The organism is Pseudomonas sp. 210_17 TE3656 (genome assembly GCF_054821965.1).
On the sequence record NZ_JBTRBC010000001.1, the window covers coordinates 3,796,042 to 3,820,527 of the forward strand.

General features: G+C 62.4%; 16 protein-coding genes. 7 read left to right on the plus strand and 9 right to left on the minus strand.

The window, feature by feature from the left end; genetic code table 11:
* Positions 1–10: 10 nt before the first annotated feature.
* Both ACVI9W_RS17845 and ACVI9W_RS17850 read right to left on the minus strand, forming a co-directional pair.
* Entirely contained in the window at positions 11–1,369 is a 1,359-nt protein-coding gene (locus ACVI9W_RS17845; protein ID WP_461530694.1) for a carbohydrate porin, read from the minus strand.
* A gap of 293 nt (positions 1,370–1,662) precedes the next feature.
* Entirely contained in the window at positions 1,663–3,723 is a 2,061-nt protein-coding gene (locus tag ACVI9W_RS17850; RefSeq protein WP_461530695.1) for a TonB-dependent receptor, read from the minus strand.
* Between the two features lie 153 nt (positions 3,724–3,876).
* Here ACVI9W_RS17850 and ACVI9W_RS17855 point away from each other — a divergent pair, with 153 nt between their 5' ends.
* Together ACVI9W_RS17855 and ACVI9W_RS17860 are read left to right on the plus strand one after the other, a co-directional pair.
* Entirely contained in the window at positions 3,877–4,098 is a 222-nt protein-coding gene (locus ACVI9W_RS17855) for a VF530 family protein (protein WP_038607694.1), read from the plus strand.
* A gap of 4 nt (positions 4,099–4,102) precedes the next feature.
* Positions 4,103–4,756 carry a Pr6Pr family membrane protein gene (locus ACVI9W_RS17860; RefSeq protein ID WP_461530696.1) on the plus strand — a complete coding sequence of 218 codons (654 nt, stop codon included), beginning with the start codon at positions 4,103–4,105 and terminating at the stop codon, positions 4,754–4,756.
* A 9-nt stretch (positions 4,757–4,765) separates the two neighbouring features.
* Here the strand turns inward: ACVI9W_RS17860 and ACVI9W_RS17865 are convergent, their stop codons facing one another.
* The 3 genes from ACVI9W_RS17865 to ACVI9W_RS17875 all read right to left on the minus strand — a co-directional run bounded on the left by ACVI9W_RS17865 (position 4,766) and on the right by ACVI9W_RS17875 (position 9,409).
* Positions 4,766–5,536: a siderophore-interacting protein gene (locus ACVI9W_RS17865; RefSeq protein ID WP_461530697.1), complete on the minus strand. Its 771-nt coding sequence runs from the start codon at positions 5,534–5,536 to the stop codon at positions 4,766–4,768.
* Positions 5,533–6,102 (minus strand): PadR family transcriptional regulator, encoded by a 570-nt coding sequence (locus ACVI9W_RS17870; protein ID WP_461530698.1) that lies wholly within the window; start codon positions 6,100–6,102, stop codon positions 5,533–5,535. Before ACVI9W_RS17870 ends, ACVI9W_RS17865 begins: the two co-directional genes overlap by 4 nt.
* Positions 6,103–6,271: 169 nt before the next feature.
* On the minus strand, positions 6,272–9,409 hold the full coding sequence (locus ACVI9W_RS17875) for a transglycosylase domain-containing protein (RefSeq protein ID WP_461530699.1): 3,138 nt from the start codon (positions 9,407–9,409) through the stop codon (positions 6,272–6,274).
* A 437-nt stretch (positions 9,410–9,846) separates the two neighbouring features.
* Between ACVI9W_RS17875 and ACVI9W_RS17880 the strand changes: the two genes are divergently transcribed.
* Positions 9,847–11,268, plus strand: coding sequence for an amino acid permease (locus ACVI9W_RS17880; protein ID WP_422420061.1), 1,422 nt, complete (start codon positions 9,847–9,849; stop codon positions 11,266–11,268).
* A gap of 55 nt (positions 11,269–11,323) precedes the next feature.
* Here ACVI9W_RS17880 and ACVI9W_RS17885 read toward each other — a convergent pair whose 3' ends face one another.
* The 3 genes from ACVI9W_RS17885 to ACVI9W_RS17895 all read right to left on the minus strand — a co-directional run bounded on the left by ACVI9W_RS17885 (position 11,324) and on the right by ACVI9W_RS17895 (position 18,656).
* Entirely contained in the window at positions 11,324–12,448 is a 1,125-nt protein-coding gene (locus tag ACVI9W_RS17885; protein ID WP_461530700.1) for an OpgC family protein, read from the minus strand.
* Positions 12,449–12,598: 150 nt separating this feature from the next.
* Positions 12,599–14,218, minus strand: coding sequence for an FMN-binding glutamate synthase family protein (locus tag ACVI9W_RS17890; RefSeq protein ID WP_461530701.1), 1,620 nt, complete (start codon positions 14,216–14,218; stop codon positions 12,599–12,601).
* Positions 14,219–14,360: 142 nt separating this feature from the next.
* Positions 14,361–18,656, minus strand: coding sequence for a DEAD/DEAH box helicase (locus ACVI9W_RS17895; RefSeq protein ID WP_461530702.1), 4,296 nt, complete (start codon positions 18,654–18,656; stop codon positions 14,361–14,363).
* A gap of 183 nt (positions 18,657–18,839) precedes the next feature.
* Between ACVI9W_RS17895 and ACVI9W_RS17900 the strand changes: the two genes are divergently transcribed.
* Both ACVI9W_RS17900 and ACVI9W_RS17905 read left to right on the plus strand, forming a co-directional pair.
* A complete protein-coding gene (locus ACVI9W_RS17900; protein WP_461530703.1) occupies positions 18,840–19,253 on the plus strand; it encodes an NUDIX hydrolase in 414 nt (137 codons plus the stop codon).
* A gap of 24 nt (positions 19,254–19,277) precedes the next feature.
* Positions 19,278–19,916, plus strand: a complete 639-nt coding sequence (locus ACVI9W_RS17905) for a LysE family translocator (RefSeq protein ID WP_422421956.1) — start codon at positions 19,278–19,280, stop codon at positions 19,914–19,916.
* A gap of 3 nt (positions 19,917–19,919) precedes the next feature.
* Here the strand turns inward: ACVI9W_RS17905 and metR are convergent, their stop codons facing one another.
* Complete coding sequence (gene metR / locus ACVI9W_RS17910; protein ID WP_038607721.1) at positions 19,920–20,837, minus strand: transcriptional regulator MetR; 918 nt, start codon at positions 20,835–20,837, stop codon at positions 19,920–19,922.
* 108 nt (positions 20,838–20,945) lie between these two features.
* Between metR and metE the strand changes: the two genes are divergently transcribed.
* Positions 20,946–23,258, plus strand: coding sequence for a 5-methyltetrahydropteroyltriglutamate--homocysteine S-methyltransferase (gene metE / locus ACVI9W_RS17915; protein ID WP_461530704.1), 2,313 nt, complete (start codon positions 20,946–20,948; stop codon positions 23,256–23,258).
* A gap of 186 nt (positions 23,259–23,444) precedes the next feature.
* The gene (locus ACVI9W_RS17920) at positions 23,445–24,437 is read left to right on the plus strand and encodes an alpha/beta fold hydrolase (RefSeq protein WP_461530705.1); all 993 of its coding nucleotides are present in this window, start codon (positions 23,445–23,447) and stop codon (positions 24,435–24,437) included.
* The last annotated feature ends 49 nt before the right edge of the window (positions 24,438–24,486 follow it).

A 24,486-nucleotide genomic window follows, 5' to 3' on the forward strand; every position in this document is an offset into this window, starting at 1 on the left:
AAAAGGGCGATTAAAAATTGCTCTGGATCTTGATCCCGCCGATCAGCGCGTCGTCGACCTGGCTCACGCCACCGGGGTGGCGGATGTACTGCAGGTTCGGGCGCATAGTCAGCCAGTCGGCCAGGTGAATGCCGTAGTACAGCTCGGCGCTGTACTCGGTGTCCTGGATCGGACGGAACAGGGGATCGTCGTAGTCGCTGACACCGTTGGCCTCATTGAGCGCTTTGGCGTTCTTGCGGTAGGCGGGGTTGACGTGCACGCGGGCCAGGGCGAAACCGATGTCGTCCTTGGCGCGGGCGTCGAAGGGCCCCTTGTACACCACACCTGCCGAAACATAGTTGTCGATGGCATTGGTCTTCTTGTCGTGCAACGTGGCGTTGGCGAACACGCTCAGGCCACGGGAGTGGTCGGAAGCCTGCGACGTCAACTGTTGCTGGGCACCGAGCCAGAAGCCGTGCTTGCTCGAACTGCTGCGATAAGCCTGGCCGCTCAGTGCTGCCGGTTGGCCGTTGCTGTCCTTGTAGACATCAGTTGCCTTGGCATTACTGTAGTAGTAACCGGCGCGATATTCCCCTGGCAGGCCATTGACCGCCGGGCTCCAGACCAGCTCAACCGGGATCACCGCGCCTTGGGTGCCGCTGCCGCTGAGCTTGAAGCCGTTGCCACGGTCCAGGTTCGAAGGGTTTTGCTCGTAGGCGCCGATCTGCGCGTAGAGCTCGGGGGTGAGGTTGTATTTGACCCGCAGGGCCCACTGGCTGACCGGCCAGTTGTACCAGATGTCACCGGCCCAGTTACCTACCTGGGAGCCGCAGAAGGCCAGGTTCTGGAAGTCGCAGGGGAAGCTGTTGAAGTCTTCACCTTGACCGAAGCGGCCGAATTTCACATCCAGCGCGCCATCGAAATATTTCTGCTTGATCCACATCTGGGTCAGCCGCCAGGTCTGGCCACGGCCCCAGACTTCCTGGGCCGAGGTGAAGCCGCCGACCCGTGGATCGTTGATGCGGTCGTTGCTGATGTTGTCGCCGTGGCGCTGGGTGACGGTGAGCTGGAACTCGGCGTCGTGCCAGCCGAGGATCTTCTGCAGGTCCAGGTGCGTGCCGAGGGCGAACTGGCCGCTGTAGCGCGCCGTTTGGTCGTCGTCATAGCCGCCGTGCAGGTTGGCGCCCATTTCGCCGGTGTAACCGAGGGTGAAGTCGTAGCCGCGTTCAGCCAGCTCCGTGCGGGTGCCGCCCCAATCGCCGAGCATCCATGGCGAGTCGCTGGCGAACATCGCGGCGGCCTGGGCGCTGGGGGCGAGGCTGGCGATGGCCAGACCCGAAAACAGCGTCCGGGTGGCGGGGGAAAGGCGGAAACGATGAATCAGAGGCATGAGATAGCGCTATCTTTTGATTGTTGAAAAAACGGCAAGTGCGCCGGGTCCTGGGGATCGTCGGCGATAAGGCTTCTGGGGGATTGACTGAAGCGGTTCAGCTTGCGGCGGAGAGGATATAGCTGAATTTGTAAGAAAAAAAGTCAATTCAACAAGAGGGACCGTTGCTGGATTGGTAATAGTCCAGCAAGGTGGGAGCAGCTGTTGGTGGGAGCGGGCTTGCCCCGCGATGCGATCTGGCTGACAAACCGCAATCGCGGGGCAAGCCCGCTCCCACCGACAGCTTTCGTTTATCAGAAGGATGTACGCAGGCCTACCTCGACACTGCGCCCCGGCGCCGGCGCGATATCACGCAGGATGGAGCTGGCATAGCGCACGGTCTGGTCGGTGAGGTTCTCTCCGCGCACAAAGGCCAACCACTGGCTCTGACCGATATCAAAGCGATAGCCAAGGCTGGCGCTCAGGGTGGTATAGCCATCAGTACTGGTTTCATTGTCCGGTTTGCGATGCTGGGCGCTGGCGTGCTGCACATCAACCCGGGCCTGCCAGCGCTCCAGTTCCCACAGCAGGCCGCTGTTCAGGCGCAGCGGGGCAATGCGTGGCAGGTCTTCGCCGCTGTCCAGGTTCTTGGCCCGGGTGTAGTCGCCGGACAGTTCCAGGGCAAAGCTGCCCAAGCGGTTTTGCGTCAGCTGCCAGCGGTCCTGGGCCTCGAAGCCGTAGAAGCGCGCCCGCACACCTTTGTACAGGTACTCGGGCACGTCACCGGCGTGGTCATGATCGTGATCATGGTCGTGGGCTTCATCGCCATGGTCATGATCGTGGTCATGGCCTTCGCGCATATTGCCGCTGGCCAGCAGGCCGATGTAGTTGCGGAAATGGCTGTAGAACACCCCGACGCTGCCTTTGTGCACGCCGTTGTCGAAGCGCAGGGCCAGGTCGCTGGAAATCGCTTTCTCTTTGCTCAGGTTCGGATCGCCGACTTCAAACGTGCCGGTGGCGACGTGGGCGCCATTGGCATACAGCTCGTAGAAGGTCGGTGCGCGTTCGGTGTAGCCCAGGGTCGCGGCCAGCGACCAGATCGGCGTCAGCGTATAGACCGCGCCGGATGACAGGCTGGCGGCGGTGAAACTGCTGGCGCTGTCGGCCTGGGCGAATCGCTCGCTGCCCTGGCTGTCGGGATCGATCCGGGTGTGTTCCAGGCGACCACCCAGGCTCAGGTTGAGACGCTCGCTGGCTTGCCATTGTTCGAGCATGAACAGCGCCAGGCTATTGGTATCGCTCTGCGGGACGAAGGCCTCCTCACCGAGGGCGGAAAACTCGTTGCGACTGACCTGGGCGCCAATCACGCCTTCCACCGGCCCCCAGGGCTGATGCCGGGCTTCGACCCGTGCTTCGTAACCCTTGTTCTTGAAGGTGGTGTGCACTTCGCCGCCTTCCATTTCCCGATGCTGGTAATCGGTGTAGCCGACGTCGAACTTCAGTGCGCTGAAGGGGCCATCGAGATCGCGCAGCTCGGAGGCGAAACCGTAGTGATCCTGTTGCATGTCCAGGCGCACGCCGGGTTCGGCCACCGAGCCATAGTTCGAGTCGTAGCGGCTGTAGGACAGGCCGGTGTAGCCGTGATCCCAATGATAGGAACCGCCGACGGCACCGCCATCCTGGCGGCCGTCGCTGTTTTCCAGGCGATGCTTGCTGCCCGGTTCATCGGCGTCGCGGACCTTGGAACTGCGGGCGTAGCCAGGGATGCGCAGGTCGTTGAATTGCCGGCTGTTGGCGTCCAGGTGCAAGGCAAAGCGGCCATCGCCGGCTTCCAGCTTGCCGGCGCTGCTGCGTGTGGTGTCGGCGCCGCCGTAGCGCAACTCGCCAGCGCCATGAATGCCGTCGACGGGGTCGGTGGGGATGCGGTTGTCGAAGCTGTTGACCACGCCACCAATGGCGTTGCCACCGTAGAGCAGGGCGGCCGGGCCGCGGACGATCTCGATGCGATCTACGGTGGCCGGGTCCAGCGGTACGGCGTGATCGTAGGACAACGATGAGGCGTCCAGAGCGCCGACGCCATTGCGCAGAATGCGAATGCGATCGCCGTCCAGGCCACGGATCACCGGACGGCTGGCGCCGGGACCGAACCAGGTCGAGGCGACGCCGGGCTGGTTGTTCAGGGTCTGGCCGAGACTGCCTTTTTGTTGCAGGGCCAGCGCGTCACCTTCGAGTACGGTGGTGGGCGCGGCCAGTTCGCTGTTGCCCAGCGGGTTGGCGGTGATGACCTGGGGCTGCAACTCCACGGCCTGGCTCAGTGGTGATGCGAGCCAAAGGGCAGCAGTGAAAGGGGAGAGTCGAAGGGGCAAGCGACGCATGGGCGGCGGGGTTCCTTGGCAGGGTAATGATATTGATACAGTATAACATTACCATTTGTCGTGCCGCTGCGCCTACTACAGCTGCGCTAGAATGTTTGTAGCCAGCCCACCCCTGGGCTAAGGTGCGCACCTTTGATTCGCTGGAGCACAGGCATGACCACCGCCAACCCCAATCCGCTGCATGGCGTGACCCTGGAGCAGATCCTCACCGCACTGGTAGAGCACTACCAATGGCAAGGGCTGGCCGAGCGTATAGATATCCGCTGCTTCAAGAGTGATCCGAGCATCAAGTCGAGCCTGACTTTCCTGCGCCGCACCCCCTGGGCCCGGGAGAAAGTCGAGCGTCTGTACCTGAAGCTGCAGCGCGGCCGCTGACCTCATGGTCCGGCGCGAGGTCGTGATCGGCCTGGCCGCCTGCCTGGGCTGGAGCGCGCTGGCGATCCAGCTGTACCTGGTGCTGTGGGTGCGCTGGCAGGAGCAGGCCAGCCTGATCGGCGGCCTGGTGAACTTCTTCAGCTATTTCACCGTGCTGAGCAATACCCTGGTCGCCGTGGTGCTCAGCCAGGCGGCATTCGGCTGCGAGTCTGCGGCGCGGCGCTGGTTTCTCGGCCCGGCAGTCAGTTCGGGTATTGCCGTCAGTATTGTCCTGGTCGGTCTGGCCTATAGCCTGTTGTTGCGCCATCTGTGGCAACCGCAGGGCTGGCAGTGGCTGGCCGATGAGCTGCTGCACGATGTCATGCCGTTGCTGTTCGTCAGTTATTGGTGGTGCTGCGTGGAGAAAGGCAGCCTGCGCCTCAGGCATCTGTTGGCCTGGTTGCTGTATCCGGCGGGGTATTTTGCTTATGCGCTGCTGCGCGGAGAGTCGATAGGGGTCTATCCCTATCCGTTCATCGATGTCGCAAGCCTCGGCTATGGGCAGGTGCTGCTCAATGCCTTGGCGATCCTGTTCGGCTTCATTGCCATCGGCCTGTTGATACTGGGCCTGGATCATTGGCAGGGCGGGCGCCTGGCCAAGGCCAGGACGCAACCCTGATAGTGCCGGTTATTCGTCGTCGTGCGGGTCGAGGCGCCAGTAGGCGGCGGCCTTGATCAGGTTTTCATTGACGCCTTTTTCGTCGATCAACAGGCGCTTGGTCTTGCGGGTCAGGGCTTTTTCCAGGGCAACCCACGCGTAAAGCTGACCTTCAGGCAGGGTCAGATCCTTCACCACGTCCTGCAGATCCTGCTGGTGCCGCTGGACCCAGATCACTTGCAATTGGGCCTGGCTCACCAGGGCCTGTTGTTCCTCGGCGTTTTCGATCTCGATGACCGCCAACACCTTGCGCGTGGCCGGCAGTTCTTCCAGGCGCCGGGCAATGGCCGGGATCGCGGTTTCATCGCCGATCAGCAAATAGCTGTCGAAGATGTCCGGAACCACCATTGAACTGCGCGGGCCGGCAATGTTCAGCACCTGGCCGACCTCTGCCTGGGCTGCCCAGGTCGACGCAGGGCCGTCGCCGTGCAGGACGAAATCGATATCCAGCTCACCGGCTACCAGATCGATACGCCGTGGGGTGTATTCACGCATGGTCGGGCGCAGGCCGTCGCGACTGAAGTCGAGGTTGTCCAGCGCTGCCTGTTCTTCTGCCGAACAGGCGAACATCAGTTTGACGTGATCGTCGCTGCCGACACTGGTGAAGCCTTGCAGTTGCGCTCCGCCCAAGGTGATGCGGCGCATGCGCGGGGTCAGTTCGGTGACCCGCAGTACGTCCAGGCGGCGGTGTTTGATCTCATGATTGACGCGATGAATCGCGTTGTTTTCGCTGGCACTCATTCGGTTTTCTCCGTGCTTGTCGCAGCGGGCCCTGCGACGATGGCTTTGGCGGTGTTGTTGAGCAGGGTGCGCACCCGATCGATTTCTTCCGGATTCCAGCGGCCACTGTGCATCTGCAGGGCATGGCGCAGGTTGTGCACCGCTTCGTGGATCTCTGGCGGCCGGTCGTGTCCGTACAGCGAGCGTTTACTGACTTCGATGCGCATGCGCACGCCGTCCAGGGCGATGGCTTGCTCGGCCAGCGAATCAAGGCCTGCAGCGGTGACGCTGTAGAGCTTCTTGCTGCCGTGCACCTCGCCGACGATCAGCTCGCTTTCTTCCAGGAATGTCAGGGTCGGATAGATGACGCCCGGGCTTGGGCTGTAGTTGCCGCCGAACAGGCTTTCGATCTGGCGGATCAGGTCATAGCCGTGGCAGGGCTGCTCGGCCAGCATCGACAGCAGCAGCAGTCTCAGGTCGCCAGGGGCAAAGACCCGTGGTCCGCGGTCGCCGCGCTCACGGCTGTGGCGACGTTCAAATCCGTCATGGCGTTCGCCATGTTCGCGGTGGGGGTGATGTTCACGCATGGAGGGCTCCGTTTGCGTTAGATGTATCTTTAGATACTACTCAAGATATATCTTAAAGCAAGCATGAGAGTGAGAATATTTCTCATCAGAAGGGAGCAGGAGATGAACGGTATCGCTGGCAAAGCAACGCCCTGGCATGTGTCAGCTGCCTGGGCGTTGCTGCAAAGGGCTACTGTCGCGCTACTTGTTGTGGGGCCTTGCACAGGGTGTGGCTACCGGGTTGCAGGTACGGGGTGAGGATCGGGGCCATGCCCTTGAGTACCTGCACCGGCAGGGCCGAGGTGAACTTGAAGGACTCGGCGGCACGCCCGGGGACGAACGCGGTGAGGGTGCCGAAGTGGTTGTCGCCAAGGAAGAACACAAAGGTTGCCGTGCGGTTGATCGCTTTTGAGCCAAGCAGGCGGCCACCGGCTCCCCAGCTTTCGAGCCGGTTGTCGCCAGTGCCGGTCTTGCCGCCCATGACCATCGGCGTGCCGTCATTGAGTTTGAAGCTGCCGGACACCCGCCGTGCGGTACCGGCATCGACCACTTGCGAAAGGGCCCCGCGCAAGGCGCGGGCGACTTCCACCGAGAGCACCCGCTGGCCGAGGTCCGGGTCACCTGCCAGGCGTGTTTCATACGGGGTGTCGGCGGCAAAGTGCAGGGTATCGATGCGCAGGGTCGGCAGGCGGATACCATCGTTCTGGATGATGCCGATCAGCTCGGCCAGGGCTGCCGGGCGGTCGCCGGAGCTGCCGATGGCAGTGGCCAGCGAGGGCACCAGGTGATCGAAGGGATAGCCGACCCGTTTCCAGCGCTGATGGATATCGAGGAACGCTTCGATTTCCACCAGGGTACGAATACGGCTGTCACGCGCGCCTTTGTGCCGGCTCTTGAACAGCCAGCTGTAGACTTCCTGACGCTCGAATTGGCTGGCCTGTGTCGCATCCTGGAAGCTGGCATTGGGGTTGTTGAGCAAGTAGCCCAGCAGCCACAGGTCCAGAGGGTGAACCTTGGCGACAAAGCCTTGGTCGGGCAGATCGAATTTGCCGGGACCGTAGGCGTAGTACAGGTTATCCAGTCGCTCATCGGTCAGGATGTCTTGCTTGGTGGGCTTGCGCTTGGTGTCCTGCAGATCCTTTTTCACGTGGGCACGAACAAAGGCGTTGAAGGTGGCCTGGTCTGCTTCGGGGAACAGGTAGCGGTGGACGGCGGCCAGGCGGATCGGGGTGATGCGCAGACTGTCGAGAAAGGTGTCCAGGCGCTGTTGCGAGGTTTTGCGCTGGTACTTTTTCCAGAACCTGCGCAGATAGTCGGTGCCTTCTTTGTCGGCAAAGCGCGCCAGATACTCCTGGCGGCGTGGCTCGGCATCGTCCTTGAGCAAGCTGATGCTGCTGCCTGGCGTCTGGTAGGTGCTATAGCGCACCAGGTCACGCATCAAACGGATAAACGGCAGGTTGATCGACTCGCGCAGGGCGTCTTTGAGTGTGGGAATCCGGTTGTTGTCTTCTTTGCGGAAGTTATTGAACACATGCATGCCGCCACCGGTGAAGAAGGCTTCACCGGGGCTGGCCGAATACTTGCGATTGAGCGCGGCATCGAGCATCGCGGTGATGTTGCGGTCCTTGTTCTGGATCAGGTAGTCGAGGGCCCAGCGGGTGATGAAGTCCAGTTCGGCGACCTCGACCTTCTTCAGATCGGCGGCGGGGGTATTGGCGTACTTGTCATGCAGTTCGGCGATGATTTCCAGGTAACTGGTCAGCACCCGCAGCTTGGCGGTGGAACCTAGCTCCAGCTTGCTGCCTTCGTTGATGTCGAACGGCTGGTCGGTACTGTCCGTTTGCACCCGCACGCGCGAACCGTTGGCGGTGCGTTCAAGCAGGGTAAAGCTGTAGCGCACCTGGGTGGTGCTGGTCGGGGTCAGCAGGCGTTCGCCAAACAGGCCGAGCTTCTCGGCGATGGCTGGATCGGCAAGGTCCTTGAGGTACTGGCTGACCTGGCCTTGCAGGTCGGATTGCAAGGTGCTGGTGGCCGACAGGTCGAGGCGGTCCAGGTCGTACAGCGGCCGGGCCAGGGCCAGGGACAGACGACTGCGGGCAACGCTGATGCCCTTGTTGGTGACGATCGGCTGGATGGTCGGTTGTGCTACCCAGTCGCGGTAGGTCGCCTTGCTGGCCAGCGCGGCGTCGGCCAGCGGCCGGTCGACGATATTGGCGGCGGCCAGAATCCGGATGTGACTGTCGGTCAGCTCGGACAGCTCGTTGCGGCCCTTGGACAGAAAGTGTGAGGGACGGCGCTGGGCAATCATCAGTGACAGTACCTGACGCAGGGCCAGACCGCGTGCAGCCATGCTTGCAGGGTCGGTCTCGGTCGAGGCCAGGGCCTGGTTGACCTGGGCGAAGTCGGCGCCGTACCAGACCCGCAAGCCCTCGGCCATGCCATGCACTTCACCATGCCCGGGCACCGCCGACAGCGGTACGCTGTTGAGGTAGTCGCGCACGATACGCTGGCGTGCTTCGAGGGTTTGCGGGCCGCCCTGATAGGCGCGCACGCTGGCGGAAATCATCTGGCGGATTTTCTCGCTGCCGGAGACGGTCAGGCCGTCAGGCGAGTGGCGGTATTTCTCCAGTTGGGTGGCCAGGGTGCTGCCACCGGCGGACTGGCCGGGCAGGGCCAGGTACTTGGCGACCTGGCTGTAGGCCGCCTTGGCAAAGCGTGGCCAGTCCACGGCCGGGTTGGCGTTGGGGTCGTTGGGGTCGAGCAGGTCGCGGTTCTCGATGAATAGCAGGCTGTTGACGATGACCGGCGGGATGGCGTCGAAGTCCGGGTACAGGTACTGCGGGTAGTGGTACTGGTAAAGCACATCGCCCTTGCAGTCGGTGATCGACAGCCCGGTCTGGATCTTTTCTTTATAGGGCACGAAAAAACCGTGCTCGGTGTAGTCCATCAACGATGGGGAAAAGTGCACCTGCTCGCTGATTACATAATCACGTTTGAGCAAGCGTGGCAGGAACTCCCCCAGGGCGCTGTAGCCCAGGCGTTTGTCGAAGGGCCCGTCACCCGGATAAATGATCGCATCGCTGGGCCCCGGCTGCAGGGAGTAGGTCAGGGTCGAGGCGAGTTGGCTGAGCTCGCGTGATTGCAGGCGCGAGGTGTGCAATTCATTGGCGATGGCCATTCCCAGCGCAATCAGGGCGAGCAGCAGCACCAGCCAGACCAGCCGCCACCACAGGTGACGCTGGCGAGGGCTTTTTGGCAAAGGCGATTCTTCAAGGGATTCAGAGGGAGTTTCCTTACTCGTTGGTTCCGATTGCCACAATGCGCCCATAGTGTTCAGCCCGGCTACGTATTTTCGTCTCGCTTGCCTGAAGCTTAGTCGGTGAGCGGGTTTGGTGAAAAATTTGTAAGTCCTGTAAGGCTGTTCCTAAAAAGGGTACGACCTGCGCCTTTGGTGGAGGTTGTAATGCCCCGTTTTGGTGCTATGTTAGCCGCCCTGTTTGTCACCCTGGAGAAAACACGGGGAATGCCCCTCCGTGGATGCGGTTTTTGCCGAGTGTTCTCGCCAAATATCCTGCTCTTTATAGTGAAATGCCCTGCAGGGGCCTTTCTATACTGCTCGCCCCTTTCGCTTTGCCGGTTTATTGCGTGCCGGTAGGCGGGACCGCTCACAAGGTGGTGCCCGGCAAGACAGTGTATCCAGCCTATCGGCGGTACCAGGTCTGCACGAAGGGTCTATATCCAATAACAAAATGAGGTTGTATTTCTATGCCAGTCGGCAACCATCCTTCTCATGGTGAGACCGCCCAGGGCGGCCCACTCAAGCGAGAACTCGGCGAGCGACATATTCGCCTGATGGCGCTGGGCGCCTGTATCGGTGTCGGCCTGTTTCTGGGCTCGGCCAAGGCCATTGAAATGGCCGGCCCGGCAATCATGCTGTCGTACATCATTGGTGGCCTGGCGATCCTGGTGATCATGCGTGCCCTCGGTGAAATGGCCGTGCACAACCCGGTCGCAGGCTCCTTCAGCCGTTACGCTCAAGACTACCTCGGCCCGCTGGCGGGCTTCCTGACCGGCTGGAACTACTGGTTCCTGTGGCTGGTGACGTGCGTCGCAGAGATCACCGCGGTGGCCATTTACATGGGCATCTGGTTCCCCGACGTACCGCGCTGGATCTGGGCCCTGGCGGCGCTGGGCAGCATGGGGGCGATCAACCTGATCGCGGTCAAGGCCTTCGGTGAGTTCGAGTTCTGGTTTGCCCTGATCAAGATCGTCACCATTATTGCCATGGTTCTCGGCGGCATCGGCGTCATTGCCTTTGGCTTCGGCAACGACGGCGTGGCAGTGGGTATTTCCAACCTGTGGAGCAACGGCGGTTTCATGCCCAATGGCGTGACCGGGGTATTGATGTCGCTGCAGATGGTGATGTTCGCCTACCTGGGCGTGGAAATGATCGGCCTGACCGCCGGTGAAGCGCGCAACCCGCAAAAGACCATTCCCCAAGCCATCGGCTCGGTGTTCTGGCGCATCCTGCTGTTCTATGTCGGTGCTTTGTTCGTGATCCTGTCGATCTACCCGTGGAACGAGATCGGCAGCCAGGGCAGCCCGTTTGTGATGACCTTCGAGCGTCTGGGTATCAAGACTGCCGCCGGTATCATCAACTTCGTGGTGATCACTGCGGCGCTGTCGTCGTGCAACGGCGGTATCTTCAGTACCGGGCGCATGCTCTACAGCCTGGCGCAGAACGGTCAGGCTCCAGCCACCTTCGCACGTACTTCGAGCAATGGCGTACCGCGTAATGCCTTGCTGCTGTCGATCGCCGCGTTGCTGCTGGGCGTACTGGCCAACTACCTGGTGCCGGAGAAAGTCTTCGTCTGGGTAACCGCCATCGCCACCTTCGGGGCGATCTGGACCTGGGTGATGATCCTGCTGGCGCAGCTGAAATTCCGTGCTGGCCTGAGCGAAACTGAACGTGCGGCACTGAAATACCGCATGTGGCTGTGGCCGCTGAGCTCCTACCTGGCGCTGGCGTTCCTGATCCTGGTGGTTGGCCTGATGGCTTACTTCGAGGAGACCCGCGTGGCGCTGTACATCGGCCCGGCGTTCCTGGTGATGCTGACCGTGCTGTATTACGTGTTCAAACTGTCGCCTAAAGCTGACAACGTGCAGCTGGCGCGTTCCGCGTCGTGATGTAGAAACATCGCGGGGCAAGTCGAGACGACTCGATTTGCCCCGCGATGAGACCTCAGGCCGCCGTCATTTGCACCGGCCGTCCCAAGCGCTTGTTCAGATCAAGCCAAGCCGCCAGTAGCGCCATCAACCCCACCCCCACCAGCGCGGTCAGCACCTGCATTGACCAGTGCTCATCCGCAAGGGCATTGACCATGTCCGCCAAGGGCGCGAGCAATACGCCCAAGCAGAACACTTCCAGCGAATAGCGCCCCATGCGACAGGTTTGCCCGGCCAGCCAGTTTTGCGTCCAGCGGCTGCCAGGCAGCAGTTTGGCGGTAACGTAGGCCAGCGCCAGGAAGTGCAGCAAGCGCGGCGGCGACAGGTCGGTCTTGCTGATGGGGTACAGCAGCTCGCTGATTGCTGCCGGCATCAGGGCATCGTGAATCTCTGGCCAGCGCCAGGACACCGTGATCAGCCCCGCCAGCAGCGAATAGACGGCCGCCGCCAGAAACAGCGGTTGGCGAAGCAGCGGCGGAGTTTGCATTGCACGTCGCCGCTGCCCGTGTATCGCCGCCGCGCCACCGAGCACGAACAGAAACTGCCAGGTGACCGGATTGAAGTACCAGACACCGTCGGAAAAATTCGCCAGATTCCAGCCTAGTTTCGGCGCCATCAGGTACACCGCCATCGATACGCCGACCACCGCCCAGGTATGGCGCAGCAACAGTGGCAGGGCTATGGCCAGCCCCGCCAACAGCACGATGTACAGCGGCAGCGGATCCATCAGGTTGGGCTTGAAGCGCAACAGCAGTTCATCGGTCAGCGCTTGCTGGGGATTGGTGATGAAATGCGTCAGGCCCATTTCCTCGACCAGGTCGCGGGTTTGCACATGGCTGTTGGCGTAGAAGACGATGCCCATCAGCATCGCCAGCAGGAAGATATGCACCACATACAGCACCCAGGTACGTCTGAGAATCTTCACACAGGCAATCAGGTAGCCATCGCGTTGCAGGACTTTGCCGTAGGCCAGTACCGCCGCGTAACCGGCAAGAAAGACGAAAACCTCCGCAGCATCGCTGAAGCCGATGTTGCGCAGGGTGATCTGGCCCAGAGGGTTGTGCGGGATGTGATCCCAGAAGATGAAGATCAGCGCCAGGCCCCGAAAGAAATCGATGCGCGGGTCGCGTCCGTTAAACATGGCAGCGGGCTCTTGAACAGTTGATTTAATAGTGACAGGCCGGCGTGGGAATTCTCTTGTGCCACACGTCGGGCGGGGGGCAGGGTGGCGGTATTGGCAAGCAATTGCAAAAGTTGCGTATTACTTGATGTCTCAATACCGCGCAGATCCTCAGGCGACTGCCAGGTCCTGGGGTTCAAAGCTGTCCGCCCGGGCCATTTGCCACATCCGCGAATAGAACTCGCCGTTGATTTCGCCGTTGAGCAGTTCGCCCGGCTTGAGGAACACATGCATCTGCGAGAACAGCTTGATCTCGGTGGCCGAGACCCGGCGTACCAGATGTTTGGCCTCCAGTTGCGACGGGTGATCAAGACCTGCCGCCGCAAGCATTTCAGCTAGGGCCTTGAGGGTGCTGTGGTGAAAGTTGAACACCCGCTGGGCCTTGTCCGGCACCACCAGGGCACGCTGGCGCAGGGCGTCCTGGGTGGCGACGCCGGTAGGGCATTTGTTGGTATGGCAGCTCTGCGACTGGATGCAGCCGATGGCAAACATGAAGCCACGTGCCGAGTTGGCCCAGTCGGCGCCGATGGCCAGCACGCTGGCGATGTCGAAGGCGCTGACGATCTTGCCGCTGGCCCCCAGTTTGATCTTGTCGCGCAGATTCAGTCCGACCAGGGTGTTATGCACGAACAGCAGGCCTTCTCGCAGCGGCACGCCGATATGGTCGGTGAACTCCACTGGTGCTGCGCCGGTACCGCCTTCCTTGCCGTCGACGACGATGAAGTCCGGCAGGATTCCGGTTTCCAGCATGGCCTTGGCAATCCCCATGAATTCCCAGGGATGGCCCAGGCAGAACTTGAAACCTACCGGCTTACCGCCGGACAGCTCGCGCAGTTGGGCAATGAACTGCATCATTTCGATCGGCGTGGAAAAGGCGCTGTGGCGTGAAGGCGAAATGCAGTCTTCGCCCATCATCACCCCACGGGTCTCGGCGATCTCGCGGGTTACCTTGTGCTTGGGCAGGATGCCGCCGTGGCCGGGTTTGGCGCCCTGGCTCATTTTGATCTCGATCATCCGCACTTGCGGGCTGCGGGCCTGCTCGGCGAAGCGCTCGGGGTCGAAGCGGCCGTCCGCGGTGCGACAGCCGAAGTAACCACTGCCCAGCTCCCAGGTCAGGTCGCCGCCGTGCTCGCGGTGGTAAGGGCTGATGCTGCCTTCGCCGGTGTCGTGGGCGAAATTACCCAGCTTGGCGCCCTGGTTCAGGGCGCGGATGGCATTGGCGCTGAGTGAGCCGAAGCTCATTGCCGAAATATTGAACACCGAGGCCGAGTAAGGCTGGGTGCATTGCGGGCCACCCACGATCACCCGAAAACTCGCCGGGTCGCTCAAGGGCGCGGGGCGCATGGAATGGCCGATGAATTCGAAGCCGGACTGGTAGACATCGATCAAGGTGCCGAAGGGTTTGTCGGACGCTTCGTTCTTGGCCCGGGCGTAAACCAGCGAACGCTGGGCGCGGGAGAAGGGCAGGGCATCGCTGTCGGCTTCGAGCAGATACTGGCGGATTTCCGGACGAATGCCTTCGACCAGGTAGCGGATGTTGCCCAGGATCGGGTAGTTGCGCCGCACCGCGTGGCGGCTTTGCAGCAGATCGAACACGCCGATCAGGCTGAGCACGGCGGTGGTCAGGGTGAACGGCCAGAGCCATTCATGGTGCAGGAAAGGCAGGCTCACCAAGGTGAACAGGACACAAGCGGCGAAAAAGGCGTAGCGGCTGAGTAGTGACAGGCTCATACGGGTTCCTTGCGATGAAACGGTCAGGCTCAGGGCCTGGACAAACTTCGACCTTAGCCCGGTTGGCCGCGCTAGCGCCAGCCTGCAAACATGAAGGTTTACCCCTTGCCTGCTGGAGTGAAAATCATTCGCGCAAGCGTGTTCAGCACTGGCGTCCTGGCTCGCGTATCAGGCGCTCGCGCAGTTCGCCTTGCTGCGCCAGTTCCACCTCAAGGAGTAGCTGCACGTTGCCGGCAATCAGCGTGGCGACCGGCAGGCCATCCCGAAACAGCAGCCGATTGCCGCTCAGCGCTGGCACCTTGTTGCCCGGTAGCAGGGTGCCGATCAGGTTCAACGGATCGCTGGCACTGATGGCGACCAGTTCGCCGTTCACGGGGCGCCTGCGAACTTCGCGCAACAGCGCCACGGCTTCGGGCAGGGCGAACTGTTCGCCTGCCAGGCCGCTGATGAACCGCCCGCCACGGATTTCGCCGCGGGCTTCCAGACGATGGTAGCAACGCAGCAGTTCGCGCCAGCTCGGCAGCCAGTCGGCCTCGCGCTCCAGCAGCCGCCAGCAGATCACACCGTAACGGCGCAACAGTGTGCGGGCGACGTGTTCCAGGCTGGGATCACGGTTATCGGCTGCCGGGGTTTTGCGCAGCAGCGCCCAGCGCCCGGCATCGTCCATGCCCCCGAACAGGGCGCCGCGACCACGACGATGGCTACGGTTCTGCCGCTTGCTCGCCGGGGTGATCAGCGCGCGCAGGCCAGCGAAGCTGTCGGCGCTGACCAGGCCTGCGGCCACCAGCTCCTGCAAGGCGTTTTCCAGTTCAGTGGGGAGCAAGTGGGCATCGCTGAGCAGTTCATCGAAAAACAACGCACCGTGCTCGCTCAGCGCCGTGTGCACCCGTTGCGCGCGCAGGCTCAGTTTGCTGCTGTCCAGGGCCGGACCGAATGTACGCCACAGGTTAAGTTGCGCGCGTGGCAGCAGCACCAGCGGTGTGCTGCGCAGGGTGGTGCTGGCTGCGCCGGGGGCCAGGCGTGCCCACACATGCTTGCCAGCGCGGCAGCTCTCGTCCAGCCAGCGCGGGCTGTAGTCGCTGATCCGGCTGGGCAGCAGATCGCTCTCCCAGGCGGTGGCCGCTGCCGGATAGCCCTCGAACTTGCCCAGCACTTCGCTCAGCGCTGCCGGACCTTGCAGGTGAGTGCCCGGTGCGAGGTGCTGCCAGTCGAACAGAAAACGCATGAAATCCTGCAGGCTGACCGGCTCGATCTCGCGCCGCAGGCGTTTGACCGTGTAGCGATGGATGCGCGCCAGCAGGTGGCGCTCGCACCATTGCAGGCTCTGTTGGCCCGGACAGAAATAGCCGCGCATCACATAGCCTTCTGCCTCAAGCCGCACCAGCGCTTGTTCGAGATCACCGGTGGACAAGTGCAAAGGCCCGGCGATCTGCTCCAGTGTCAGCGGACCGAAACCGCTCAGACGCGCGCGCAGCACCTCCACCAGCGCGGTTTCGCGCTCGATCGGCTGGTCGAATCCGGCAAGCGCCGCTAGGTCCGGTGTCATCTGTGCAGTGGGATAGATTGCGCGCAGGAGCACCTGACGCTCGCGGGCCAGCCACAGGGACTGGTCTGCGTCGAGTTGCAGGCAGCAGGCCCGACCTGCTGCCCGTAGCTCCTCAAGCCACGCCAGCCAGCCGGGGTTGGCTGTCACTTCATCTTGGCTGATGCAGGCCAGGCTCATCAGTGTCTCGTGCATTTCATCGCCGCGCGCAGGCGATGGCCAGGCTTCGGCTTGCACTGCGCGAATGGCCTCACTATCCAGGGCGCCGAGGTCATCGCTGTTTTGCGCATCGCTCCAGCGTCGACTCTGTACCGCCTGGGTACGTCGTTCTTCCAGCGGTGCATCATCGAGAAAGGTGTAGGGCCGGGCGTTGAGAATCGCCGCGGCAAGTGGCGATGGCGCCGGCAGATCACGGCTGATCAGGCTGATCTGCCCTTGTTCAATACGCCGCAGCAAGGCCAGCCAGCCTTCACAGTCCATGGCTTGGTGCAGGCAGTCGTCGAGGGTCTGCTCGACCAGCGGGTGATCCGGGATCTGCCGTTCGCCGACGATGTTTTCCAGGCAGGCGATCTGGTCGGGGAACACCGCGGCAATCAGGTCTTCGCTTTTCATCCGCTGGATCTGCGGCGCTACCTTGCGTCCGCCGACAAAGCGCGGCAAGGCCAGCGCCACACCGGCATTCCAGCGCCAGCGCACGCCGAACAACGGCGCATCGAGCAAGGCCTGGATCAGTACCGATTCAGCGTTGTTGCTCGACAGATAGCGCCACACGTCGTCCAGCACAAAGCTGTGGCTGGTGGACAGCGACAGGACGATGGCATCTTCGCTGGCGGCGGCCTGCAGTTCGAAATTGAAGGTGCGGCAAAAGCGCTTGCGCAGGGCCAGGCCCCAGGCGCGATTGATGCGGCTGCCAAAGGAGCTGTGGATGATCAGCTGGGTGCCGCCGGAGGCGTCGAAGAAACGTTCCATGATCAGGGTTTGTTGTGAGGGCAGGGCCCCCAGTACCTGGCGGGTTCGGGCCAGATAGTCGAGCAGTTGTTCAGCGCTGCCTGGGTCAAGGCCGACCTCTTCCTGCAGCCAGCTGAGTGCGTCCTGCAATTGACCGGCAGATTCGTTCAGGCGTCGGTCGATCTCGCCTTGCAGGCGGGCGACCGCGAACGACAGTTCATCGCTGCGCCCCGGCGCTTCACCCAGCCAGAACGGGATGCTCGGTGGCAAGCCTTTGGCATCCTCGACGCGCACCTTGCCGCTTTCCACCCGCAGGATGCGGTAAGAGGTGTTGCCCAGCTGAAAGATGTCGCCGGCAATGCTCTCCACGGCAAAATCTTCATTGACGCTGCCGATGTTCAGCCCCTGGGGTTCAAGCAGCACTGCATAGTCGGCGTTGTCCGGGATGGTGCCGCCGCTGGTCAGAGCGGTCAGCTGACTACCGCGGCGCCCGCGCAGGCTGCTATTGACTGCATCGCGGTGCAGGTAGGCGCTACGCACACCCTGGCGGCCATTGAAGCCTTCGGCGAGCATGCGCAGCAGGGCCTGATAGTGCGCCTGATCCAGTTCGGCATAGGGCATGGCCTGTCTCAGGCAGTCGTACAGTGCTTGCTCCTGCCAGGGTTGGCAGCTGACTTCGGCAACGATCTGCTGGGCCAGGACATCCAGTGGCGCCCGGGGAATCTGCAGCAGATCCAGCTCGCCACGGCGCACACAGTCGAGCAGCGCCGCGCATTCGATCAGATCATCCCGAGACAGTGGAAACAGGCGGCCTTTGGGTGTGCCCTCGACCTGATGCCCGGCACGCCCGACCCGTTGCAGGAAGGCGGCGATGGAGCCGGGCGAGCCGATCTGGCAGACCAGTTCGACTTCACCGATATCGATCCCCAGTTCCAGCGAAGCTGTGGCCACCAGTACCTGTAGCTCGCCACGCTTGAGGCGCTGCTCGGCATCCAGGCGGTGCTCCTTGGCCAGGCTGCCGTGATGTGCGGCTACAGCCTGCGCGCCCAGGCGTTCGCTCAGGTGCCGGGGCAGGCGCTCGGCCAGACGGCGGGTATTGACGAATATCAGGGTGGTGCGGTGCTCGCGGGCCAGCACGGCCAGACGGTCATACACCAGGCCCCAGACATCGGTTGCCATGACCGCGTCCAGTGGCACGGGCGGCACTTCCAAGGCCAGGTCGCGGGTGCGGGCATGGCCGATGTCGACAATCGCGCAGTTCCGGCCCTTGCCGACCAGAAACTCGGCCACCCGTTTGACCGGGCGCTGGGTGGCCGACAGGCCAATACGGCGCAACGGTCGGCCACACAGCGCCTGCAAACGTTCAAGGCTGAGGGTCAGGTGGCTGCCGCGTTTGTTGCCGGCCAGGGCATGGATCTCGTCAACGATCACCGTGTGCACACTGGCCAGGCCCTGGCGTCCGGAGTCGGAGCCGAGCAGCACATACAGTGATTCGGGCGTGGTCACCAGAATATGCGGCGCCTGACGGCGCATGGCATTGCGTTCCTTTTGCGGGGTATCGCCGCTGCGTACTGCCGTGCGTATCGCCAGCGGCTCACTGCCCTGTTCAACCAATGCTTCATTGATACCCGCCAGCGGTGCCTGCAGGTTGATCTGGATATCGTTGGACAGTGCCTTGAGGGGCGAGACGTAGACCACCTGGGTCTGGTCGGGCAATTGGCCGCTGGCCAGGCCCTGTTCGAACAGTTCATCGAGGATTGCCAGAAAGGCGGTGAGGGTCTTGCCTGAACCTGTGGGGGCCGCCACCAGCAGCGAATGACCGCGGCGGATCAGCGGCCAGGCTTGCGCCTGAGCGGCGGTCACGGTCGGGAAGCGACGCTGGAACCAGGTACGCACCGCAGGGTGGAAAGCCGCCAGTTCCGGGTGGTTCAGGGCAGGTAGGTTCATGGGCTGTTTATGCGGCTAACGGCAGCGGCTTGCAAGGTACATTCGTCAGGCGGTGGGAGCGGGCTTGCCCCGCGATGCGATTTGACTAACAACATGCAATCGCGGGGCAAGCCCGCTCCCACCGGGTTGTCTGGCCATTCTCAACATGTGATCCTAGCGCGCTTTCTCAGCGACGAGTCCCCCATGAGCAAAACCATCCGCATCGCCGCCGCGCTCCTGCTCGATCCGCAAGGCCGCACCCTGCTGGTACGCAAACGCGGCACCCAGGCCTTCATGCAGCCTGGCGGCAAGATCGAGGCCGATGAGCAACCGGTCAGCGCCCTGGCCCGTGAGTTGTTCGAAGAGCTTGGTCTGCAGATCGATCCGCAAGACGCCGACTACCTCGGCCAGTTCAGCGCCCCGGCCGCCAACGAGCCGGGTTATGAGGTCCAGGCCGAGCTGTTTCAGGTGCACACTTCGATGCCCGTCGAGCCTGGCGCAGAGATCGAAGAGGTGGTCTGGGTCTCGGCCCGCAAGCAACTGACACTTGAGCTGGCACCGCTGACCCGGGACTTGATTCTGCCCCTGTACCGGCGTTTAACTAGCCAGCCTGTCTGATCTTCCATTTGCAAAGGAATGCCAATGATCCCCGCTCACGAATGGTTGCTGTTCACCGGTGCCGCTTTGTTGATGGTCCTGACCCCGGGGCCCAACATGATCTATCTGATTTCACGTTCGATCTGCCAGGGCCGCATGGCCGGGATCACCTCGCTGGTGGGCGTGGTCGCCGGTTTTCTGGTGCACATGACGGCCGCAGCGGTGGGCTTGACTGCCTTGTTCATGGCCGTGCCGCTGGGCTATGACCTGCTCAAGTGGGCAGGCGCCGCGTACCTGCTGTGGATGGCCTGGCAAGCAGTCAAACCCGGAGCGCGTTCGCCGTTCGAAGCCCGCGAGTTGAGCCCGGACTCCCCGGCCAAGCTGGTGATGATGGGCTTTCTGACCAGTGTGCTGAATCCCAAGGTAGCGATGTTCTACCTGTCGATCCTGCCGCAGTTCATCTCCCCGGAGCATGGCTCGTTGCTGGCCCAGAGCCTGATGCTGGGGCTGACCCAGATTTCCGTGAGCTTTTCGGTGAACCTGCTGATCGCCTTGTTCGCCGCCGGGCTGTCGGCCTGGTTCGTACGCTACCCGCTGTGGCTGATGGTGCAGCGTTATGTGATGGGCTTCGTCCTGGCCGGTCTTGCGCTGCGCCTGGTGCAGGAGCAGCGCAAACTGGCCTGAGGCTCAACGCACTGCGCTGACACCGTCAAGGGTGGAGAACGACGTGTCCTTGGCGGTCAGCAGGAAGTCGCGCATGTACGGCGCATCGAGCATATCGGTGCGCACTGCCGCATACAGCGTGGCGAACAGGCCTTTCTCGCCCAGACGTTTGCCCTTCACATAACCGCGTGAACTGTACTCATGCAGGGCCCAGTGCGGCATGCCGCAGACCCCGCGGCCGCTGGCCACCAACTGCATCATCATCACCGTCAGCTCCGCCGTGCGTACCTGTGCAGGTTCCACGTCGGCGGGTTCGAGGAAACGGGTGAAGATATCCAGGCGATCCCGTTCCACCGGGTAGGTGATCAGCGTCTCGCTGGCGATATCGTCCGGCACGATGTAGGGCTTGCTGGCCAACGGGTGCTGGTTGGCCACCGCGAGCATGGCTTCGTAGGTGAACAGCGGTACATAGGTCAGGCCCGCCAGCTCCAGCGGGTCGGAGGTCACCACCAGGTCCAGGTCACCGCGGGCCAGGGCCGGCAGCGGGGCAAAGGCGAAGCCTGAGGCCAGGTCCAGCTCGACCTCCGGCCAGGCGTCGCGGAACTGGTCGATGGTCGGCATCAGCCACTGGAAGCAGCTGTGGCATTCGATGGCCATGTGCAGGCGTCCGGCGGTACCACCGGCCAGGCGCGCGATGTCGCGTTCGGCGCCGCGCAGCAAGGGCAGGGTGGCATCGGCCAATTGCAGCAAACGCAGGCCGGCGCTGGTGAAGCGGATCGGCTTGGTCTTGCGCATGAACAGCTGCATCCCCAGGCGCTCTTCCAGTTCCTTGAACTGGTGGGACAGGGCCGACTGGGTCAGGTGCAGCCGTTCAGCGGCTTCAACCAGGCTGTCGGCTTCGCGCAGGGCGTGCAGGGTTTTCAGGTGGCGAATTTCCAGCACCAGGTGCTCCATGAGTAAATTTTGAGATCAACACGAATTTATTGAGTTTGTCTCATGTTGCCCTGTCTGTCGACAATAGCGCCATCTTTTACAGGGAGCACGATTGTCATGGCATTGGCCCACAACCTTGGTTTTCCGCGCATTGGCGCCGACCGCGAGCTGAAGAAAGCGCAAGAAGCCTACTGGAAGGGCGATATCGACCAGGCCGGTCTGCAGGCGGTGGGACGTGAGCTGCGTGCCCGTCACTGGCAACTGCAAAAGGATGCCGGCATCGATTTGCTGCCGGTCGGTGACTTTGCCTGGTACGACCAGGTCCTGAGCCACTCGCTGGCCTTCGGCGCGATTCCCGAGCGCTTCGCCAAGACCCTGGGCAGCAATGGCTTGCCGACCCTCGACACCTTGTTTGCCATGGCCCGCGGCGCTACCACCCACTGCTGCGGTGGCGAGCACGGCCAGGCGCAATATGCCCAGGAGCTGACCAAATGGTTCGACACCAACTATCACTACCTGGTGCCGGAGTTCAGCGCCGACCAGCGCTTTTTGCTTAGCTGGGAGCAGCTGTTCGACGAAGTCGCCGAAGCACAGGCCCTCGGCCACGCGGTCAAGCCGGTATTGATCGGGCCGTTGACCTACCTGTGGCTGGGCAAGGCCAAAGGCGGCGACTTCGACAAACTCGACCTGCTGGAACGCCTGCTGCCGGTCTACGGCGAAATCCTCAGCCGCCTGGCACGCCAGGGCGTGGAGTGGGTGCAGATCGATGAGCCGATCCTCGGCCTGGATTTGCCACAAGACTGGAAGAACGCTTTCGAGCGCGCCTACCACATCCTTCAGTACTCGCCGTTGAAGAAGCTGGTGGCGACCTACTTCAGTGGCCTGGAAGACAACCTCGGCCTGGCCGTCGGTCTGCCGGTGGACGGCCTGCACATTGATCTGGTGCGTGCACCGGAGCAGTTGCCGACGGTGCTCGACCGTCTACCCACTTACAAAGTGCTGTCCCTCGGTGTGGTCAACGGCCGCAACGTCTGGCGTTGTGATCTGGACCAGGCGCTGGAACAGTTGCAGCAAGCTAAACAACGTTTCGGCGCCAATCTCTGGGTTGCCGGTTCCTGCTCGCTGCTGCACAGCCCGGTGGACCTGGCGCGGGAAGACAAGCTCGATGCTGAACTGAAAAGCTGGCTGGCGTTCGCCGTGCAGAAGTGCGAAGAAATTGCCGTGCTGAGCAAAGCCCTGGAGGTACCTCACCTGCCTGGCGTGCAGAATGCGCTGGCCAACAGCCGCGCTGTACAGCTCAGTCGCAGCCAGTCGCCGCGTATCCACAAGCCTGAAGTGCAGGCGCGTCTGGCAGCGGTTACCGCCGCGGATAGCCAGCGCCAGTCGGCTTTTGCCCAACGCATCGAAGCCCAGCGTAAGCGCTTGCAGTTGCCGGCTTTCCCGACCACGACCATTGGCTCGTTCCCGCAGACCTCGGCGATCCGTCTGGCACGGCAGGCCTATAAGCAAGGCAAGCTATCGGCCAACGACTACACCGATGCGATGCACAGCGAGATCCGCCACGCCGTACAAGTGCAGGAGCGTCTGGGCCTGGACGTGCTGGTGCACGGCGAGGCTGAGCGCAACGACATGGTCGAGTACTTTGCCGAACAACTGGATGGCTACAGCTTCACCCGATTCGGCTGGGTGCAGAGCTACGGTTCGCGTTGCGTCAAACCGGCAATCATTTACGGTGACCTGAGCCGTCCGCAGCCGATGACCGTGGCCTGGATCGAGTATGCCCAGCGCCTGACCAGCAAGGTCATGAAAGGCATGCTGACCGGCCCTGTGACCATGCTGATGTGGTCGTTCCCCCGTGAAGACGTGTCGCGCAAGGTCCAGGCCGAGCAACTGGCCCTGGCCATTCGCGATGAAGTACAGGACCTGGAAGCGGCCGGCATCAAGATTGTGCAGATCGACGAAGCGGCGTTCCGCGAAGGTCTGCCGCTGCGCCGGGCGCAATGGCAGGCTTACCTGGACTGGGCGGTGGAGGCCTTCCGCCTGTGTTCCAGTGGCGTACGTGATGAAACCCAGATTCATACGCACATGTGCTACAGCGAGTTCAACGACGTGATCGAAGCCATTGCGGCGATGGATGCCGACGTCATCACCATCGAGACTTCGCGCTCGGACATGGAGCTGCTGGAGGCCTTCGAAGCCTTCGACTACCCCAACGATATCGGCCCGGGTGTGTATGACATCCACTCTCCGCGAGTGCCGGACACAGCGGAAATGGTCAAGTTGATGAGCAAGGCGGTCAAGCGGATCCCGGCCGAGCGCCTGTGGGTCAACCCAGACTGCGGCCTTAAGACCCGCGCCTGGCCGGAGACGGAAGCGGCACTGGTGAACATGGTGGCCGCCGCTCGACAATTGCGTAGCGAACTGGCGTGAACAATCGCGGGGCAAGCCCGCTCCCACTGTAGTCACATAGCCCCTGTGGGAGCGGGCTTGCCCCGCGAAAATGTTTCTTACCGCTCAGCGAGTGTCATCAAACGGTCACGGTTTTGTGGCAGCGCGCTCGCATGAAAGTCATCAGACTCCCGTTCTACTGGGGATTTTCATTCTGGTGTTTCTTTCATGCGGGCGTTTTTGTTTTTTCTGGCGCTGATCAGCGCTTTACCTACTTTTGCGGCGTCGCGTTGCGACGTCAACGTGCCCACCGAACACGTCGAGGTTGCGCAACTGAATCTGGCTTACCAGAGCATCGGTCGTGACTCGGATCCAGCTTTGTTATTGGTCATGGGCCTCGGTGGTCAGTTGATCCACTGGCCCGATGAAGTGCTGGTTGCCTTGTGCCAACAAGGTTTTCGGGTGATCCGCTACGACAACCGCGACGTCGGCCTGAGCCGTTGGCGCCAGGCACCGGCCAGCGCCAACCTGACCTACCAGGTGCTGCGTTACAAGCTCGGCCTGTCGGTGGCCGCACCCTATAGCCTCAACGACATGGCTGATGATGGCCTGGGGCTGATGGATGCCCTGCACGTCGAACGCTTCCATGTCCTCGGGGTGAGCATGGGCGGCATGATTGCCCAGCATATGGCGGCAGTGGCCCCGGAACGGGTCGAGAGCCTGACCTTGATCATGTCCAGTTCCGGCGCCCAGGGCTTGCCGGCACCTAGCCCGGCGTTGGTGCAGTTGCTGGCACGGCGTGAAGCACCGAACCGCGAAGCGGCGCTGGAGCAGCAGGCTGACCTGCTGGCAGCGCTGGGCAGTCCGCAGGTCGAGGACGATCGTCAGGCGCTATTGCAACAGGCCGCGCAATCTTATGACCGGGCCTTCAACCCAGAAGGAGTCGAGCGCCAGATCATGGCCATTCTCGCCGAGCCGAGCCGGGTCGAGCTGCTCAACAGCCTGCGCCTGCCGACGCTGGTGGTGCATGGCACTGCCGATCCGCTATTGCCGGTGATGCATGGCGTGCACCTGGCAGCGCACATCCAGGGTAGTCAGTTGAAATTGATTCCGGGCCTGGCCCATCGTTTTCAGGAGCAGTTCAAGGTGCCTTTGCTGGCGGCGGTGCTGCCTTATCTGAAAACCCAGCGGCTGGCAGACACTCATCTGGCGGTGTATTGATCGCGGGGCAAGCCCGCTCCCACCGGTGGGAGCGGGCTTGCCCCGCGAT

Coding starts and splice junctions, on each gene's coding strand:
- ACVI9W_RS17845 (WP_461530694.1), bottom strand. CDS start 1,369: ATGCCTCTGATTCATCGTTTCCGCCTTTCCCCCGCCACCCGGACGCTG.
- ACVI9W_RS17850 (WP_461530695.1), bottom strand. CDS start 3,723: ATGCGTCGCTTGCCCCTTCGACTCTCCCCTTTCACTGCTGCCCTTTGG.
- ACVI9W_RS17855 (WP_038607694.1), top strand. CDS start 3,877: ATGACCACCGCCAACCCCAATCCGCTGCATGGCGTGACCCTGGAGCAG.
- ACVI9W_RS17860 (WP_461530696.1), top strand. CDS start 4,103: ATGGTCCGGCGCGAGGTCGTGATCGGCCTGGCCGCCTGCCTGGGCTGG.
- ACVI9W_RS17865 (WP_461530697.1), bottom strand. CDS start 5,536: ATGAGTGCCAGCGAAAACAACGCGATTCATCGCGTCAATCATGAGATC.
- ACVI9W_RS17870 (WP_461530698.1), bottom strand. CDS start 6,102: ATGCGTGAACATCACCCCCACCGCGAACATGGCGAACGCCATGACGGA.
- ACVI9W_RS17875 (WP_461530699.1), bottom strand. CDS start 9,409: ATGGGCGCATTGTGGCAATCGGAACCAACGAGTAAGGAAACTCCCTCT.
- ACVI9W_RS17880 (WP_422420061.1), top strand. CDS start 9,847: ATGCCAGTCGGCAACCATCCTTCTCATGGTGAGACCGCCCAGGGCGGC.
- ACVI9W_RS17885 (WP_461530700.1), bottom strand. CDS start 12,448: ATGTTTAACGGACGCGACCCGCGCATCGATTTCTTTCGGGGCCTGGCG.
- ACVI9W_RS17890 (WP_461530701.1), bottom strand. CDS start 14,218: ATGAGCCTGTCACTACTCAGCCGCTACGCCTTTTTCGCCGCTTGTGTC.
- ACVI9W_RS17895 (WP_461530702.1), bottom strand. CDS start 18,656: ATGAACCTACCTGCCCTGAACCACCCGGAACTGGCGGCTTTCCACCCT.
- ACVI9W_RS17900 (WP_461530703.1), top strand. CDS start 18,840: ATGAGCAAAACCATCCGCATCGCCGCCGCGCTCCTGCTCGATCCGCAA.
- ACVI9W_RS17905 (WP_422421956.1), top strand. CDS start 19,278: ATGATCCCCGCTCACGAATGGTTGCTGTTCACCGGTGCCGCTTTGTTG.
- metE (WP_461530704.1), top strand. CDS start 20,946: ATGGCATTGGCCCACAACCTTGGTTTTCCGCGCATTGGCGCCGACCGC.
- ACVI9W_RS17920 (WP_461530705.1), top strand. CDS start 23,445: ATGCGGGCGTTTTTGTTTTTTCTGGCGCTGATCAGCGCTTTACCTACT.